The following is a 16915-nucleotide window of genomic DNA, read 5'->3' on the forward strand; positions in this document are numbered from 1 at the left end:
CGGCAGCGCCACGTCCGGCCGCCGCGCGTGTCCGGGGCGTTCCTTGTTCGTCGCGGAAGTCCCTAGTGGCGGTTGTGGCGTGACGGCAGAAAGCCCGCGTCAGTGGCGGTTGTGGCGTGACGGCAGGAAGCCCGCGTCGCGAGCGGCCGCGACGAGCTTGAGCGATCTGCGGCGGCTGCGCCCGGTCTCGCTCATCACGGCGAGCACCGGATCCCGCCCCTCGCCCTGCGCCGCCCGATAGGCCTCGGCCACCAGCCTGCGCCCTTCGCGTCCGCGCGGCCACGACGGGCGGGCGCGATGCCGGGCATGCCCGGCGAAATCGGCGGGAGTGGTGTGGCCGTCCGGTGGGGCGGGCGGCCCGGCGCTCAGATCACCGATGGTGATCCGCCCCTGCGACACCACGGCCCGCGCGTCCACGACGGCGCCGTCTCCGAAGGTCAGCCGCACATGGAACCAGGGAGGGAGCGGGCCGCCAGCGGCGCCGCCCGCCTCATTCGGTCGACAGTGATCAGATACGTCAACAAAGGAACTCTCCGACACATACGTAAGGTAGCCGTGCGATCTCATTAGGTCACGAACGGCACGCTCACAGGGCGCGCCGGCGGCCCACGCCCCCTCCCCCTTCCCGCTACGGAGTGCGATGCTGAAGTCATCCCCCGAGGCCGCCTCGCGGAAGGAGCACCGCCGTGCTGCGTGTCGCCGTCGTCGGATCGGGCCCGAGCGGGGTCTACACCGCGCAGACCCTCGTCCAGCAGGACCGGCTGCCCGGGGTGCACGTGGACGTACTCGACCGGCTGCCCTGCCCGTACGGCCTCGTCCGCTACGGAGTGGCCCCCGACCACGAGAAGATCAAGTCCCTCCAGAACAACCTGCGTACGGTCCTCGAGCACGAGAACGTCCGCTTCCTCGGCGGCATCGAGATCGGCCCCGACGGCCTGCCTCCCGCCCGGCTGCTCGACCTCTACCACGCGGTCGTGTACTGCGTGGGCGCGGCGGCCGACCGCCACCTCGGAGTGCCGGGCGAGGACCTGCCCGGGAGTTACTCGGCGACCGAGTTCGTGTCCTGGTACAGCGCCCATCCGGACGCGCAGTCCGACGGTTTCGTACGGGGCGTGGAATCGGCCGTCGTCATCGGCGTCGGCAATGTGGCGGTGGACGTCGCCCGGATGCTGGCGCGCGGCGTGGACGAGCTGCGGCCCACCGACATGCCGCAGGCGGCGCTCGGCGCGCTGGCCGAGAGCCAGGTCCGCGAGGTGCACATGGTGGGGCGGCGCGGCCCTTCGCAGGCCCGCTTCACCACCAAGGAGCTGCGTGAGCTCGGCTCGCTGCCGGACACCGAAGTCATCGTGGATCCGGCGGAGTTGGCGCTCGATCCGGCGTACGCCGACACCGCGGGGCTGCCCGCCGCGGTCCGCCGCAACATCGAGGTGATGCGCGGCTGGGCGGAGCGTCCGGTCCTCGGCCTGCCCCGGCGCATCCGCCTCCGCTTCTTCCTGCGTCCCGTGGCCGTGACGGAGGCGGCGGGGCGCGTCGGCGGGGTGCGCTTCGAGCGGACGCTGCCGGACGGGCAGGGCGGGGTGACGGGTTCGGGGCGGTACGAGGACATCGCGGGACAGCTGGTGCTGCGCTCGGTCGGCTATCGCGGGGTGCCCATCGACGGGCTTCCGTTCGACCCGGAGCGGGGCACGGTGCCGCACGCTGCGGGGCGGGTGCTGCGCGCGGGCGCGGCGTCGCCGGGTGAGTACGTGGCGGGCTGGATCAAGCGCGGCCCGACCGGCGTCATCGGGACCAACCGCCCGTGCGCCAAGGAGACGGTGCTCTCGCTGCTCGACGACGCCCCCGACCTCGTACGCAAGGACGTGCCGGACGACCCGCTGACCGCGCTCCGCGACGCGGGGTTCCGGCCCGTCGAATGGTCGGGCTGGCAGGCGATCGAGCGGGCCGAGGCGGAACTGGGCACGTCGCTCGGCCGCGGCCCGGTGAAGATCCCGGACTGGCCCGGACTCTGGACGGCCGCGTCGCGCGGCGCGGCCTGACCTGCGGGGCCGCCTGACCTACTGGGCCGCCCGGAAGTCAGCTCAGCACGACGGGCCGCTCGGCCTGCGCGGCGGCCGCGCCGAGGACGCTGCCGAGCAGCCCGGGGAAGAGTGCGTCCAGGTCGTCGCGGCGCAGCTCGTTCAGCTTGGCCGTGCCGCGGTAGATCTGCTGGATCACACCGCTCTCGCGGAGCACCCGGTAGTGATGCGTGCTCGTGGACTTCGTGACGGGCAGCTCGATCTGCGAACAGGAGAGCCCGGGACCCGCACCCGCACCGTCACCGGCCAGCTGCCGGACGATCAGCAGGCGGATCGGGTCCGACAGCGCGTGCAGCACGCCCTCGAGCCGGATCTCCGCCCGCTCGGGGTGAGCGAGCGGTCGGCTGCTCGCTGCGTCGGTAGTCATGGCGGCTCCACTTCGTCCAGGCGTCCGTCGTCGTCATCGCCACGCTCATCGACAACATCATCGACGGGCTCCATTGTACGAGGATCTTCGTAGTTTGACATCCACCGTACTACGAGGTTTATCGTACTAGCGGCATCCGAGACCGCCCGAGACATGGAGTCCGCCGTGAGCGCACTGTTCGAGCCCTACACCCTGCGATCGCTGACCATTCCCAACCGCGTGTGGATGGCGCCGATGTGCCAGTACTCGGCAGAGGTGTTCGGACCGAACGCCGGCGTCGCCAACGACTGGCACTTCGCCCACTACGCGGCCCGCGCCACGGGCGGCACCGGCCTCGTCATCCTGGAGGCGTCCGCGGTCTCCCCCGAGGGCCGCATCTCCCCCGCCGACCTCGGCATCTGGAACGACACGCAGGTCACCGCGCTGCGCCGGATCACGGACTTCGTGAAGAGCCAGGGCAGCCGTGTCGGCATCCAGATCGCCCACGCCGGCCGCAAGGCAAGCACCGACCGCCCCTGGAAGGGCGGCGCACCGATCGCCCCGGCCGCGGAGGACGGCTGGCAGCCGCTCGCCCCGAGTCCGCTGCCGTTCGACGAGCGCCACACGGTACCGACGGAGCTGACTGCCACTCAGATCCAGGAGGTGGTGGACCAGTTCGCGGCGGCTGCCCAGCGCGCCCTGGACGCTGGCTTCGACGTCGTCGAAGTGCACGGCGCGCACGGCTACTTGATCGGCGAGTTCCTCTCCCCGCACAGCAATGAGCGCACCGACGAGTACGGCGGCTCCTTCGAGGGCCGCACCCGCTTCGCCCTCGAAGTCGTCGACGCCGTACGCAAGGTGTGGCCCGAGGACAGGCCGCTCTTCTTCCGTATCTCGGCCACCGACTGGCTGGAGCAGAACGGCTGGACCCCGGACGACACCGTCCGCTTCGCCCGGCTCCTCAAGGACCACGGCGTAGACCTCCTGGACGTCTCCACCGGCGGCAACGCGACAGGCGTCCGCATGCCGATAGGCCCCGGCTACCAGGTCCCCTTCGCCGCCCGCGTCAAGGCCGAGACCGAACTGCCGGTCGCCGCCGTCGGCCTGATCACGGAACCGGAACAGGCCGAGAAGATCCTCGCGAACGGCGAGGCGGACGCGGTCCTCCTGGGCCGCGAACTCCTCCGCGACCCGTACTGGGCACGGCGCGCGGCCCGCGAACTCGGCGGCACGGTACAGACGCCGGATCAGTACGGCCGCGCCTGATTCCGGTCTCTGCCTTCGCCGATGACAGCCTCACCTCCCCGGGGCGCAGGGGGCGGTGAGGCTGTTGCCGCCTCAGTAAAAGAAAGCCGGGCCCCCCGCCCTTGCCAAGGCGCTCGCCCAGATCCAGGGCTCGGCCAGGGTTCGCCAACTCCCCTTCTGCTTCCGCCTGTTGTGGCCGTCTGGGTGGCGCCCGTACAGTGAGCGGGCGCGAGGCCTCTTGGGGGCAACGTCTTCGGCCGTTGCCCGCCATGTCGCTTCGTGACCGCGACCCCCGCTCGGAGGAAACTTCGGGGGTCGCCAGCCCGCGCAGTAGTGATCCTCGCTTTTCAGATCTCAACGAAGCCTCCGGAGTTCCGGGGGGCGCAGTTGGCGGGCGCTGCGTCATGACAGGCGTCCGCCTGCCTTCGTTGGGATCTTCGCGCCCGGCGGAGTCCTCTCGGAAGCAGCGGCTGAACCGTCGCCGGGAGGCGGTATGTGGGCCGTGTTGGAGCAAGTGGCGATGGCCGCTCCACAGATCTTGCTCTATGTCATCGGGCTGTTCGTCGTGATGATCCTGCTGTCGCTCGTCATCAGTCTGCGACGCGCGGAGGCCGCGGAACGCCCGGAGATCATCCGCGCGTTGGCGGACCTCATGGCGTTCTGGAAGAAGCGGTAGCAGCCGTCGGCCTCAGCCTCAGCACCGCAGGGAACCATGGGTCAGCGTTGTGGTCCACGCCAATCGGCGCAAGGGACGACCTCGAATCCGCGGCTGGGGAAGACGGCGTCCATGAAGAAGTCGTGCATGGCCGCATCGCCGTCCGCGCAGCCGTCGGGCGATCTCGGTTCCGGTCGATCCTTCATGGAACGTGTCACCGGCTTCGTACGACCGTCCCGGACCCGCAGGGATCACTGCGCCCCTGGGCCCCGCTGCCGCACGGACGTCCCGAGTCCGGCCTCGGAGTGTGGTGGCGGCGCAGGCCGCTGCGGGAGCCCTGGGACTGACGGGGCGTACGGGGCGGTTGGGCGCACCCCCTGGTCCTAGGACTGGGGTCATCCCCAGGTGACTCCCCGAAGCGCCGGGCGGAACGGGGTTCCTAGGCTCGCACTGTCGCGATGTGTCACGTTCGGGGCTGTGCCGGCCCCCCCGGGAGGGCGTTGTGCGCTACGTCATTGAGGTGTTCCGCTCCCCCGGGGGCGTGCACGGGAACGTCGTGGACGAAGAAGACGGCGAGGAGGACACGGGGCGGGGCACGCCGTTTCACGGCTGGCTCGAGCTTCTGTCGCTTCTCGAACCTCCGCCCGAATCGGCGCCCTCGTCCGCGATGGGTGACGACTCCTGTGACAGCTGATCCCGCCCGGCGGGAAACCGCTCTTCGGGAGTGGGGAATCAGCTTGTACCGAGAGCGGTTTCGGCATCATCGTGGACGTTCAGGGTCATGCGCCCGGCACGGCTCGCCGTCACAGTCCGGGCGGCCTTACCGGGTGTCGACAGGTGGGGGCGGTGATGACGTCCGGGAACACGCTGAACGGCCATGTCCACATTCCGGAGCCCCGTGCGGCGTTCGCCGGGCGTACACGTGAACTCGCCGCGCTCCAGGAGGAGTTCCGGCAGGCGTGCGAGGGCATGCCGCGCCTCGTGCTGATCGACGGGCCCGGCGGGATCGGCAAGACCGCGCTGATCCGCAGGTTCCTGGACACGGCGGGCGACGCCTGTGTGCTGCAGGCCAGCGGTGAGGAGAACGAGAGCGCGCTGCCGTGCGGCGTGCTCGCCCAGTTCGTCGGGCAGAGCCCCATCCCGCTGCCGGACTGCCTCGGATCGCTGGTCCGCGTGCCCCGCTCGGCCCCCGGTACGCTGCCGCCGCTCGCGGCCGGCTTCGGGCTGCTCGACCTGCTGAGCGAGCTCCAGGACAAGGGGCCCGTCATCCTCGTCCTCGACGACGCGCACTGGGCGGACTCCGCGTCCCTGAACGCGCTGACGTTCGCACTGCGGCGACTCCGCGTCGACAAGGTCCTTGCGATCGTGACGGCACGGGACCCGGCCGCGCCCCAACTACCGGACGGCATCCGCCGCCTGCTCGGCGACGTGCGCACCCGCCGGATCCCCCTCGAAGGACTCAGCCCCGACGAACTCGGCTCGCTCAGCGTCCAGTTGGGCACCGACCGGCTCCCGCACTCCGCCTCCGTACGGCTCCACGACCACACGCACGGCAATCCGCTGCACGCCCGCGCCCTGCTCGACCAGGTGCCGGACCGTGTCCTGCGGGACGTGGCGACGCCGCTGCCCGCTCCTCGTTCGTACGCCATGCTGGTGCTCGCCAACCTCGCGGAGTGCGGACCCCAGGCGCTGCGGCTCGTGCAGGCGGTCAGCATTCTCGGGCTCTCCAGCCCGCTGGTCGTGGCCGCTTCGCTCGCGCGGGTGCCCGCACCGCTGCCCGCGCTCGAACGGGCCGTCAAGGCAGGGCTGTTGCTGGAGCTGCCCGCCGGGACCACCCCCGAGATCGCCTTCCCGCACCCCCTGGTGCACGCCGCCGTCTACCAGGACATCGGCCCCGCCCACCGGGCCGCCCTGCACACCCGGGCCGCGGCACTGGTCGGCGACGAGTACTCGAGCCTGCGCCACCGCGTGCTCGCCGCCACGGGCCCCGACGAACACCTCGCCGCCGCGCTCGCCGCATGCGCGAGGCGGGAGGCCGCCACCGGGCAGTGGGCCGTCGCGGGAACGCATCTGCGGCACGCGTCGCGCGTTGCGACGACCGACCAGGAGCGCGACCGGCTCGCCGTCGAAGCCGTCGAAGCACTGCTGCTCGACGGCCGGGTGCACGAGTCGGCCGAGCTCGCCGCGGGGCTGCCGGAGAGCGCGGATCCCGCGCTGCGGGGCTATGTCCGCGGCTATGTGGCGCGCGTCCAGGGACGTATGGAGCAGGCGCAGACACTGCTCGTCGACGCCTGGGACCAGTGCGACCGCGAGAACGACCCATCGCTGGCCGCGCGGGCCGCCGAGCAGTTGAGCTACGCCGCCGTGATGCGGGGGCGGGCCGCCGACGCCGCACAGTGGGCGGAGCGCGCCCAGCGCCTTTCCACCCTGCAGGGGCCGAGCCGGATGCTGCGCTTCAACCACCTCCTCGCGCTCGGCCTGAGCGGATTCGCCCAGAAGGGCATCGAGCTCGCAGGCGAGCTGCCCGATCCGCTGCTCGTGCCGCCGTCGAGCATCGATCTCCTGCTTGCGCGTGGGCAGTTGAGGCTGTGGTCGGACGATCTGCAGGGTGCCCGCTGCGACCTGCTCGGGGCGGTGGCGAGCTGCCGCAGGGGGACCGTGCCGCTGCGGCTGCTCTCGGCGTCTGCGCTCGCCCACACCCTGCACCGGCTCGGCGACTGGGACGAGGCGCTGATCCACGCGGAGGCGTCCGCGTCGATCGCCGACGACACCGAGCAGTCGTGGCTCAAGCCCGTCACGCACGCCATCGCCTGCTGGATCCTGTCGGCGCGCGGCGAGTGGGAGCGGGCTTCGGTACATCTGCGGCTCGCCCTCGACGCGCCCGGCTGCGACGAGAGCGCGCTGGCGTTCGCGTACGCGGCATCGGCGCACGGCCGCTTCGCCGAGGCACGCGCGGAACCGGAGCGGGTCGTCGACGCGCTGCGCCCGCTCCTCGGGTTCGCCTCGCACGACGGGGTGAACGAGCCGGGCGTGGTGGCCTGGCGTGAGCTGCTCGTCGACGCTCTGATCCACCTGGGCGAGTTCGACGAGGCCGAGGCCGTGCTCCTTCCGTACGAGGAGCGGGCGGCGGCCCGGGGGCGGCACTCGGCGCTTGCCGCGGCGGCGCGGGTGCGCGGGAACCTGCACGCGGCGCGCCGCGAGACCGACCGCGCCCAGGCGTCCTTCCTGCGCGCCCACGACCAGGCCGCGCAGGTGCCATCGCCCTTCGGCCGGGCCCGCGTCGAACTCGACCACGGGGCGTTCCTGCGCCGGATCGGCCGCCGCTCGGTCGCCGTGGAGCAGTTGCACGCCGCGTACACCACGATGCGCGCCCTGGGCGCGGCCCCCTACTTGGCGCGCTGCGAACGGGAGTTGGACGCCTGCGGCCGGGCCGCGCCGCCCCGGCCCGCCCAGGAGCCGGCGGATGCCGGACCCGCCGCCGACGGACTCACCCCGCAGGAGCTTGCCGTCGCGCGCCTTGCGTCGCAGGGCCTGACCAACCGGCAGATCGCCACCGCGCTCGCGCTGAGCGTCAAGACCATCGAGTACCACCTGGGCCACACGTACACGAAGCTCGGCATCACTTCCCGTATCGGGCTCGTGAGCCACTTCTCGCCGCAGGAACACCGCGCGTCGTCGTAGCCGTCACGGCCTCGGGCCCGGCAGACCGGGGATTTCCCTGGGCGGTTCCCTGAGGCACCCCGGGTGACCACCGGCGTAGGTTCATGCCAGGTCAGGGGCGGGTTGCTCAACTGGGGGTACAGATGACCGTCACGGAATGTCCGGCGGTGTGCGACGACGCACCACCCGCTCTGCGGCTGCGGCTGCTGGGGGGTTTCCAGCTCAGCCGCGACGAGGGCCGGGGCGCCGTGCCGGTCGGCGTCCCCGCCAGCGGGCAGCAGCTGATCGCGCTGCTCGCGCTGCGCGGCTCGGCGACGCGCTCGGCCCTCGCGGGGACGCTGTGGCCCGATGTCACCGAGGAACGCGCGCGGGCCTGTCTGCGGACCGCCATCTGGCGCCTCAACGGCGCGAGTTCGGTGGTCGCGGACGCACGGTCCGGGGTGCTCTCGCTCGACCGGCGCGTGCGGATGGACATCCAGGACTTCACGACCACGGCACACCACATTCTCGCGGCCCCGGCGGAGGGAACCGGGGCCGCGTGCGCCTCGCTGCTCGGCATGGGCGAGCTGCTGCCCGGCTGGTACCAGGAGTGGGTGGTGTTCGAGCGGGAGCGGCTGCACCAGCTGCGGCTGCACGCCCTGGAGGCGCTGTCGGCGCGGCTCGTCGCCCAGGAGCAGTACGCGCCTGCCCTGGAGGCCGCGTTGGAGAGCACCCGGATCGACCCGCTGCGCGAGAGCGCGCACCGCGCGGTCGTCTCGGTGCACCTCGCCGAGAACAACCTCGCGGAGGCGGTACGGCACTTCAAGGCCTTCCGCGGGCTGCTCCGTACGGAACTCGGCATCGAGCCGTCGGCGCAGTTCTTCACGATGGTGCGCCATGTGCTGACGTGAGGGGCGCCCACGCCCGGCATCGGCCCGCCCGCCCGTGTGCGCTCGGGGGTACACGGGCGGGCCGGCCGTGACACCGCGGTGACGGCGGCGTGATGGGCGCTCCCGGACCCTGGAACACCCGGCCACGCACGGACACGGGGGTGCCGTGCGCGGTGACGGGGACCGGGGGACGGCGACGGCCGGGACGCGAATGTCCCGGCCGTCGCCGTTCCCCCACACCGGACGCCGTCCGGGCCTCACTCCCCCTCCGGGTGCCTGAGCTGCTCGATCGCCTTGTCGACCGCCTTGTGGGGCAGCCCGGTCCGGCGGCAGAGGTCCTTCGGCTCCATGCTGCTGAGCACGTCGTCGACGGTCTTGTCCTCCAGGCTCGCGATGTCCATGACGTAGCGCTGGACCCGGTCGACCGGGTCGGCCTCCCTGGACCACTTCAGACTGACGTAACTCGGCGCTCCGGCGGCTTTCAGGACGTCCCGGGCCCTCGCGCCGACACGCCCGCGCTCCTGCTCCACCCAGGTCGTCCACACGCCGCGCCCGACGAGGTGTTCCGCCACGTTCTCCGCCACTGAACCGTCCTGGAGGACACCCGGGTCGACCGAGTCCGCCTTGACCAGGAGGCGGCAGGACGCGGCGAGCATGGGCGGCGACACGACGGGCGCCACCGGTTCGCCGATCCGCGTGGAGAGCGCGGCGATGTCCGGATGGTTCGGGGCCTCGTGCACGAGATTGCCCACCAGGGTGCCGATCCGCTCCAGATCGGGCACCGGGTGCAGCAGCAGGGCGTGCGCGCCGATGATCCCCATGAACGGGTTGAGGGTCTTGGCGTCGAGCAGTTCGACGAGCTGCCGGGTCGACACCAGGTCGATGCCCTGCCGCAGTCCGGAGAGCGCGGCTTCCAGGGCGAGGCCGAGCGTGCGGTCCTTGGACTCCCATCCCGCGCCCTGGCGCACCATCTGGATCGAGGCGAACTGCGGCTGCGGGCCCTGCGGCCCGTTGCTCACGAACACCAGGGTGGTCCACCCTTCGAGCACGTGCAGCGCCTGGGCGAGCGGCAGCCCGTCGGCGGGCTCCCTGCGCAGCCGCAACCGGTAGCCGCCCGGCGGCAGTTCACCGCTCCAGGCCGACCATTCCTCGCCTCCTGACGGCTCCCAGCCGCCGGCTCCGCCGTCCACCGGTGTGCCGTCCTCGCCGGCCACCTCCAGGGCGTACGGGTCGAGCTGCCAGCCCCGGCGCAGATTGCGGATCAGCACCATGAGGGTGGGCGTGCCCGCGCCGTGGGTCACATGCGTGCTCCAGCGCTGCGCCGCCGCGCGATGGTCCTCGCGGGTCGTCGGGGTGCCCTCGACCGGAGTGGGCGTGGGCATGCGGGGCAGCGCGAGCCGTTCGGTGAACGGCTCGGTGCCGACCTCGACGAACCGGCTCTCGACCTCGCCGCCGAAGCGCTGCTCGATGCGGTAGATGCCGGGCGGCAGCGTCGTGTCGATGGTCCCCATCGCGTGCGCCACCTCGCGGAACGCCGAGTCCGTGACGGTGACCAGGACCGACGGGGTGTCCGGGATGACGACGAACGGCACCCCGGCCGCGGCCTCTTCTCGTGCGTGCCGCCGGTCCTCAGAGCTGGACACCATTGCCACCGCCTGTCATTACCTCGAAGAATCCGCCGTCCCGGAAGTCCACCGCGTTCACGCTCTCCGGCATGGCGCGGTACATCCCGGGCTTGAGCTTCTCGACGCTTTCCGCCGCGTCGACGTGCAGTCTGATCGGTGGTTCGCCGGGGGCGCCGCCCCGCAGCTGCACCCAGCCGCGGAAGCCTTCGGGGAAGCGCAGCGTGACCGGGGCCGACGGGTCCTCCACACCCCGCGTGAAGACCATCGGGGCACTTGCGCCCGTGATGAACCTGGCCTGCTGCGGCACCAGCGCGTTCCCGGTCCTTGCCCGCACCGATGTCGTGACGTAGTTGGCGAGGCCGTCGGATGTGACCGTGCCCGCCGGGGTGGCGCTCGCGCCGCGCAGCCCTTCCAGGACCGCGGTCGTGAAGTGCCCCCTTGCCCCGTCGCGGTCGGCGATCTGCTCCTCGTAGGCGGGGTCGCCGAGCGATGTCGCGAAGCCGACGAAGTAGTCGACGTCGTCGGGCGCCTCGGTGCTTCCGGTGAAGGGCGGGGCGAAGGCTTCCACGCCGCCGAAGCGGGTGCGGCAGCAGTCGGCGAGGAAGACCACCTCGTGGAACGGCGACGCCGACTCGTACCAGTTCAGGTACTGGCGTACGGCGATGTGGCTGCCCATGTAGTCCCGTGCGGCGTTGGCCATGAGCAGCGCCGCGTCGCTGTTGTTGGACGGCGAGAACCCGTGCCCCGCCAGGAAGACGTACAGTCTGGTCGCCCGCCACGCGTCGGACTGCTCCTCCTCCGGCCTGGCCCTGACGGCCTTCCCCACGGCCGTGTGCGAGCGGTAGAGCGCCCGGTCGACGTAGTCCCGGGTCGGCACGGCGCTCAGGAAGTCGTCGATGCGCTCGTCCTCCTCGGTCGCGGTGACCAGATGGACATTGGCCGCGGGCACGGCGCCTCCCCCGGGGTCGACGAGCCAGTCGTGGAACCGGCAGGCGTCGCCCCGTGCCCCCTGTAGGTCGCCGATGGCCGGGTATCGGTTGATGCCGACGACCACTGCGTAGTGCAGGTCGTTCATTCGTATCTCCCCCGTCGGTGGCGTCAGTCGGCGAGCATGTCGGCCATGCTCCCGAGCACGTCTGGGTCGTCGTCGAACGCGGTGTGGCTGATGGCGCCCGACCGCAGTCCGGGGCCGCCGTCGCCCGGTGACCACACGGTCCGGGCGGGGTTGGCGCGCAGGAAGTCGCGCAGACCGTCCGAGTCGGGGCTCGCGGCCGCGGTGTCCAGGTACCAGCGCTGCATGCCGGCGATCGGCACGACGGCGGACTTCTTGTCCTGCCCGCGTTCCAGGACGCCGGAGATGAAGTAGAGCAGCGACCTCGGATACAGGAACGGCACCAGGTGGTCGGCCCGCTCCGCGTCGTCCGTCATCGTGAACATCCGGAACCGGTCGAAGAGTTCGGCCTGGCGGCGTACGACAGGTGCGAGCTGCGACACCGTGCAGGCGGGCGCGAGGAGCACCACGTCACGGAAGCGGAAGTCGGGCGGCAGGGGGTCGTCGGCCGCGGCGCGCCTGCGGGCGATGTCGTCGAGGAGGTTGCCGATGAACACGGCGCCCGCGCTGTGGCCGACGACGGTCACCTGGGGCCGGGTGCCGGTGGCGAGCAGTTCGGCGAACCGGTCGAGGAAGTACCGTCCGGCGCGGGCCTCGTCACTGGCGGCGAAGGTGTCGGCGGTCTGCCGCTTCATCGCGTCCCAGATCGCCGCGCCCACGCCGGCCAGGTAGAACTCGCGGAGTATCTCCTCGACGACCGTCGGGTAGAGCCCGTGGTCGGTGTGCCGCCGGAACCGCCCGACGACGGCGGCCACCACGCGCACGGTCTTGCGGACCAGCAACGCCGTGCTGACCAGGGCGCGTTCCCCCGTCCCCGCCCGGTCCACGAGTTCGGCGACGATGTCCGGTGACATCAGTGTGGCCGCCGCGGCACGCCCCCCGATGGCGTCTCGCGCCGCGGCGGCCTGCTCTGCGGGCGCCGGTGCGACCGAGTTGACGATCTCCAGGGTGCGCTCGGCGAGTTCGGTGTCCGTCGAGAGCTCGACGGCCAGCTGCCGCTGTTCCTCGTCGCTCAGTTCCGGTACGTCGGCCGGTGCGGTCAGCCGTGCGTACGGCTCCTGCCCGGCCCGCACCTGGGCGAGTTCCGCCGCGACGGCCCTCGGGGTAGGGGTGGCCACCACCCCGAGGGCCCGCTGCCCCGGCTCCTGGAAGACGATGCCTGTCGCGTACCGCGTGACCCTGTTGAGCAGCGTACGGAAGACGCTCTCGTTCAGGATCTGCGGCAGGTTCCCCCGCAGCGTCTCCAGGAGCCCGCTGCTCCACACGAAGAAGACGGGGTCGGCCCCGGCCGCTTCGTAGACGGGCGCGAGGCGTTCGGCGGTCGCGAACCCCAGCACGTCGTCGATGAGCCCGCCGTGGAAGTGCAGCACGACCCGCGGCCGGTCCTTGAGTCCGGCCACGAGCTCGTCGATGTCGGCGGTGGTGGTCGAGGCGAGCCGGCCGCTCTGCCTGCTGTGGATGCACCGTTCACGGGAGGAAGGCATGCCAAGGACGTTAGGACCGCGGCACACCCCCTGGCCTCGGGGACCGTCCCAGGGATACCCCCTGGGGGCCGGGCACTAGGGGGCCCTCAGGCGCCGCCCATCCACTCGGCCTCGTACGCCGCGTACGTCCCGTCGTGCGTCGCGAGGTGGGTGAACTGGTCGACGTACTCCTTGAACTCCTCGTCACCGCGCGGCAGTGCGTATGCCTTCTCGGAGAAGGTGAAGGGCTTGTCGGGGTGGAGCGGGCAGAGCTCGGGGTGGATCTTGGACTGGTAGCGGGTCTCGCTCGCGTCCGTCATCATCACGTCCGCGCGGCCCTCGATGATCTCCCGGAAGATCGTGGTGTTCTCCGGGTGCAGCTTGATGGTGGCCTGCTTGATGTTGGCGCGGGCGAACTGCTCGTTCGTGCCACCGGGGTTGACGATCACGGTGGTGCCGGGCTTGTCGATGTCCTTCAGGGTGCTCTCGTCGAACTTGTCCTTGTCGGCGCAGCGGACGATCGGCGTCTTGCCGTCCTCGCGGGTCGGCTCGCTGAAGTAGACCTGGCGGGCGCGCGGCAGGGTGATGGAAACGCCGCCGACGGCGATGTCGCAGCGGCCCGCCGCGACGTCCTTGGTGAGGTTCGCCCACGTCGTGGCGACGTACGAGGGCTTGGCGTCGAGGCTCTCGGCGAGGTCCTCGGCCATCTTGATGTCCACTCCGCTGTACGTTCCGTCGGCGGGGTCGAGGTGGGTGAACGGACGGTAGTCGCCCGTCGTGCACACCTTCAGGACCCCCGCCTTCGGGACGGAGTCCAGGAGGCTGCCGTGGTGGCGGTCCTTGCCGCGGCCGGCGTCGGGCGACGCGGGCGCGGCAGCCGTCACGGCGAGCAGACAGACCAGGGCGGACAGGGTGGCGGCACGCTTCACGGGGGCTCCTCCGGACGGGTTCGCGGCTCGAAGGGATCACCTTCGCAGAACCGTTCTGGCCGGTGAAGCCCCCTCTCGTCAGGCAATCACCGGAATCCTCAGGCGAGCGGCAGCAACTGAGTGGCCGTCAGATCCGGGCCCGCCCCGGTGTCGTACGCGTCATCGTCGAAGGGATACAGCGGGCGCTCCACCCGGTGGTGGCCGAGCCGCAACAGGTCCTGGTCGACGCCGCCCGGGGTGAGGGCGAGGAGCCAGTCGGCCGCCATGTCATGGAGCTCGGGCTCCAGATAGCCGATCTTGACCACGACCAGGTCGAAGGTGCGCGGGTCGATGCCAAGACCGCCGTCGGCCGGGCCGAGGAAGTCCGCGAGGGTGTGGAACGGCTTGCGGCGCTCGACCAGGATCACGGTCACCCCGCCGCTGCGCACCGCCGCCATGTCGACGCCCCGGTCGTAGGCCCCGCCCTCGGCCCGGTCCTTCTGCTCCGCGGCACGCTGCAACGCCACGACGGTGCCGGTGAGTTCGTGGGGTCCGCCGTGGTTCGCGTCGACCTTGCCGCCGACGCTCAGGGTGACATCGGCGCCCACTCCGGCCTCGAAGCAGCGGGCGACGGCGACGGGGTCGGTGATGCCGGGGTGGACGGCGGTGACCGCTCCGGAGCGGATCGCCTCGTTCTCCAGGAGCTTGCCCAGCATGTACGCCAGGTCGCCGGCGCCGCCCGCAGTCGGGTTGTCCCCGGAGTCGCTGATCAGGAAGGGCCGCTCGGTGGAGGCCACCGCCTGCTCGATGCACTCCTCGGCGCTGCCCGTCGGGCCGACGAAGACGAAGTCGCGGCGGGCGTCCCAGTAGCGGCGGGCCAGCTTCTCGGCCTCGGCGGCGGCCAGTTCGGCATCCTCGCCGGTGACGACGATCGCCGCCTGGCAGCGCGGTTCGTCCGCCCACGCGTAGCCGACCCACATCGCTGCGTCGAGGATGCCGGGCAGCTTCTCGATCTCGGCGAGCGAGGCGTACAGCGACTTGGCGGGCTCCAGACGGGTGCTGGTCTTCTCGCCGGGCAGCAGGACGGGGACCTGCACCCAGGCGCGGTGCGGCCGGGTGCCGTCGCGCAGGCAGCGCACGAGGTTGCGGGCGGCGCGCTCGCGGGTCTCCCAGGCGTCCTCGTGCGGGGCGAGGCGGTGGGCGGTGAGCAGGTCGACCGGCTCGGCGAAGCGGCGCGAGACGTTGCCGTGCAGGTCCATGGCGGCCGAGATCATCGGGCGGCCGCCGTCGGGGGTGCCGACGGCGTCAAGGGCGGCACGGACGGCCTCGGTCAGGTCGGCTTCGGCGTCGGTCAGGCCGATGACGCTCATCGCGCCGTGGATGTCGTAGACGAGGCCGTCCAGGGGGCCCGATTGCCGTATGCGGGTGACGAGTTCGTCCTTGAGGGTCAGATACGACGCCGCCTCCACCGGACCGCCGGGCAGCGAGGTCGCGTGCAGCAGCGGCACCCATTCGACCGTGTACGCCAGGTCCGAGTCCGCCTGGGTCCAGGTGTAGCGGTCGAGGAGTTCCTGGCCGCGGGTCCGGCGGAAGTCGTCCGTGGTGGAGCGGTGCGGGCAGAAGGTGGAGGACTCGATGCCGATGCCGCCGATGCCGATGCGGAGGCGGCGCTGCTGGGTGGCGGGGGTGGTCATGCGTGGACGCTCTCTTCCTGGGATGCGGGGGCCGGGGCGGTCGGGAGGTGGTGGCGCAGGGCGGTGAGGCCGGCGCCGAGCAGGCCCGCGTCGCGGCCGGTCACCGTGGTGGTGATCTCCAGGTCCGCGGTGGCCAGCGGCAGGCAGCGCTCGTAGAGGACCCCGCGTACGGCGGCGACCAGCGGCTCGGCGGTGGCGAGGACCCCGCCGATGGCGACGGCCTGCGGGTTGAAGAAATTGACGACGACGGACAGGACGGTGCCGATGTGCCGTCCGGCGGTGCGGACGAGGGTGGTGGCCTGCGGGTCGCCGTCGGCGACCAGGCGCAGGAGTTCGTTCGTGTCCGCCACCTCGACGCCTTGCAGGGCCAGTTCGCGGATCAGCGCCGCGCCGCTGGCCACGGTCTCCAGGCAGCCGATGTTGCCGCAGCTGCACGGCCGGTCGCCCGCCGCCTCGATGCGTACGTGGCTGATGTCGCCGGCGGAGCCGTTGGCGCCGTCGTGCGGGCGGCCCGCCGCGATGACGCCGCTGCCGATGCCGCGGCCCGCCTTGACGACGACCAGGTGGTCGAGTTCGGGCCGTGCGGTGCGGTGTTCGCCGACGGCCATCATCGTGGCGTCGTTGTCGACGGTGACGGGGATGCCGAGGCGTTCGGCGAGCACCTCGCGCAGCGGGTAGCGGTGCCAGCCGGGCATGCGGGACGGGCTGAGGACGCGGCCCTCGGCGGGCTGCACGGGGCCGGGGAAGGCGACGCCGAGCGCGCGGACGGTGCGGCCCGCCTCGCGCTGCCGGGCGCGGAGTTCGGCGACCTGTCCGCAGAGCCAGTCCACGGCGGACTCGGGTCCCGCGGTGATGTCGTGCGGCAGGTCGACGGCGTCCAGGACGGTGCCGCCGAGATCGACGGCACCGAGGCGTGCGTGGTGGCTGCCCAGGTCCGCGGCGAGGGCGACGCCGCCCTGTGCGTGGACGCGCAGGAGGCGGGGGCGGCGGCCGCCACGGGACGCTCCCTCGCCGGATTCGGTGAGGAGTCCCGCGTCGACCAGTTCCTGGACCCGCAGCGAGACCGTGGACGCGGCGAGCCCCAACTCCCGTACGAGATCGGCCCGGGACGACGCGGCGCCCGATGAGACGAGCTGCAGGATGTGCTGCGCCGATCCCGGTTCGCCGAGTGGTGTTCCGGCCATGCCGCCCCCTGGTGCTCCGATGCTGCTTCGAGGTGTTGTTTCGAGGTGTTTCTTCGACAACGGGACGAACACTAGGTCGC

General features: G+C 72.0%; 13 protein-coding genes. 5 read left to right on the forward strand and 8 right to left on the reverse strand.

Annotated elements, in window-relative coordinates:
• Positions 1–99 precede the first annotated feature (99 nt).
• Complete coding sequence (locus AB0G47_RS19480) at positions 100–447, reverse strand: DUF6214 family protein (protein WP_360771165.1); 348 nt, start codon at positions 445–447, stop codon at positions 100–102.
• A 239-nt stretch (positions 448–686) separates the two neighbouring features.
• On the opposite strand from AB0G47_RS19480, the gene AB0G47_RS19485 reads away from it, so the two are divergent.
• The gene (locus AB0G47_RS19485) at positions 687–2036 is read left to right on the forward strand and encodes an FAD-dependent oxidoreductase (RefSeq protein ID WP_360771168.1); all 1350 of its coding nucleotides are present in this window, start codon (positions 687–689) and stop codon (positions 2034–2036) included.
• A gap of 37 nt (positions 2037–2073) precedes the next feature.
• On the opposite strand, the gene AB0G47_RS19490 is transcribed toward AB0G47_RS19485, so the two are convergent.
• Positions 2074–2442, reverse strand: a complete 369-nt coding sequence (locus tag AB0G47_RS19490; RefSeq protein ID WP_360771170.1) for a helix-turn-helix transcriptional regulator — start codon at positions 2440–2442, stop codon at positions 2074–2076.
• Positions 2443–2607: 165 nt separating this feature from the next.
• Between AB0G47_RS19490 and AB0G47_RS19495 the strand changes: the two genes are divergently transcribed.
• The 4 genes from AB0G47_RS19495 (at position 2608) to AB0G47_RS19510 (ending at position 8871) form a co-directional block, all read left to right on the forward strand.
• Positions 2608–3687 (forward strand): NADH:flavin oxidoreductase/NADH oxidase, encoded by a 1080-nt coding sequence (locus AB0G47_RS19495; RefSeq protein WP_360771172.1) that lies wholly within the window; start codon positions 2608–2610, stop codon positions 3685–3687.
• Between the two features lie 499 nt (positions 3688–4186).
• The gene (locus AB0G47_RS19500; RefSeq protein WP_360771175.1) at positions 4187–4342 is read left to right on the forward strand and encodes a hypothetical protein; all 156 of its coding nucleotides are present in this window, start codon (positions 4187–4189) and stop codon (positions 4340–4342) included.
• 828 nt (positions 4343–5170) lie between these two features.
• Positions 5171–8002 (forward strand): AAA family ATPase, encoded by a 2832-nt coding sequence (locus tag AB0G47_RS19505; RefSeq protein WP_360771178.1) that lies wholly within the window; start codon positions 5171–5173, stop codon positions 8000–8002.
• 122 nt (positions 8003–8124) lie between these two features.
• Positions 8125–8871: a BTAD domain-containing putative transcriptional regulator gene (locus AB0G47_RS19510; RefSeq protein WP_360771180.1), complete on the forward strand. Its 747-nt coding sequence runs from the start codon at positions 8125–8127 to the stop codon at positions 8869–8871.
• A 236-nt stretch (positions 8872–9107) separates the two neighbouring features.
• On the opposite strand, the gene AB0G47_RS19515 is transcribed toward AB0G47_RS19510, so the two are convergent.
• The 6 genes from AB0G47_RS19515 to AB0G47_RS19540 all read right to left on the reverse strand — a co-directional run bounded on the left by AB0G47_RS19515 (position 9108) and on the right by AB0G47_RS19540 (position 16835).
• Positions 9108–10496, reverse strand: a complete 1389-nt coding sequence (locus AB0G47_RS19515; RefSeq protein WP_360771183.1) for a hypothetical protein — start codon at positions 10494–10496, stop codon at positions 9108–9110.
• Positions 10480–11550: a hypothetical protein gene (locus AB0G47_RS19520; RefSeq protein WP_360771185.1), complete on the reverse strand. Its 1071-nt coding sequence runs from the start codon at positions 11548–11550 to the stop codon at positions 10480–10482. The genes AB0G47_RS19515 and AB0G47_RS19520 overlap by 17 nt, the downstream gene beginning before the upstream one ends.
• Before the next feature lie 23 nt (positions 11551–11573).
• Positions 11574–13070 (reverse strand): hypothetical protein, encoded by a 1497-nt coding sequence (locus AB0G47_RS19525; RefSeq protein ID WP_360771188.1) that lies wholly within the window; start codon positions 13068–13070, stop codon positions 11574–11576.
• A gap of 86 nt (positions 13071–13156) precedes the next feature.
• The gene (locus tag AB0G47_RS19530) at positions 13157–13978 is read right to left on the reverse strand and encodes a transporter substrate-binding domain-containing protein (protein WP_360771191.1); all 822 of its coding nucleotides are present in this window, start codon (positions 13976–13978) and stop codon (positions 13157–13159) included.
• Positions 13979–14076: 98 nt separating this feature from the next.
• The gene (locus AB0G47_RS19535; protein ID WP_360771194.1) at positions 14077–15651 is read right to left on the reverse strand and encodes a M81 family metallopeptidase; all 1575 of its coding nucleotides are present in this window, start codon (positions 15649–15651) and stop codon (positions 14077–14079) included.
• On the reverse strand, positions 15648–16835 hold the full coding sequence (locus tag AB0G47_RS19540; protein WP_360771197.1) for an ROK family transcriptional regulator: 1188 nt from the start codon (positions 16833–16835) through the stop codon (positions 15648–15650). The genes AB0G47_RS19535 and AB0G47_RS19540 overlap by 4 nt, the downstream gene beginning before the upstream one ends.
• Positions 16836–16915 lie beyond the last annotated feature (80 nt).

The sequence above is a fragment of the Streptomyces sp. NPDC021622 genome, from assembly GCF_040640795.1.
GTDB lineage: Bacteria > Actinomycetota > Actinomycetes > Streptomycetales > Streptomycetaceae > Streptomyces.

What these genes read in the sequence shown, in the direction of transcription:
- AB0G47_RS19490 (WP_360771170.1), bottom strand. Translation starts at nt 2,442, where the DNA reads ATGACTACCGACGCAGCGAGCAGCCGACCGCTCGCTCACCCCGAGCGG.
- AB0G47_RS19500 (WP_360771175.1), top strand. Translation starts at nt 4,187, where the DNA reads ATGGCCGCTCCACAGATCTTGCTCTATGTCATCGGGCTGTTCGTCGTG.
- AB0G47_RS19505 (WP_360771178.1), top strand. Translation starts at nt 5,171, where the DNA reads ATGACGTCCGGGAACACGCTGAACGGCCATGTCCACATTCCGGAGCCC.
- AB0G47_RS19510 (WP_360771180.1), top strand. Translation starts at nt 8,125, where the DNA reads ATGACCGTCACGGAATGTCCGGCGGTGTGCGACGACGCACCACCCGCT.
- AB0G47_RS19515 (WP_360771183.1), bottom strand. Translation starts at nt 10,496, where the DNA reads ATGGTGTCCAGCTCTGAGGACCGGCGGCACGCACGAGAAGAGGCCGCG.
- AB0G47_RS19520 (WP_360771185.1), bottom strand. Translation starts at nt 11,550, where the DNA reads ATGAACGACCTGCACTACGCAGTGGTCGTCGGCATCAACCGATACCCG.
- AB0G47_RS19525 (WP_360771188.1), bottom strand. Translation starts at nt 13,070, where the DNA reads ATGCCTTCCTCCCGTGAACGGTGCATCCACAGCAGGCAGAGCGGCCGG.
- AB0G47_RS19535 (WP_360771194.1), bottom strand. Translation starts at nt 15,651, where the DNA reads ATGACCACCCCCGCCACCCAGCAGCGCCGCCTCCGCATCGGCATCGGC.
- AB0G47_RS19540 (WP_360771197.1), bottom strand. Translation starts at nt 16,835, where the DNA reads ATGGCCGGAACACCACTCGGCGAACCGGGATCGGCGCAGCACATCCTG.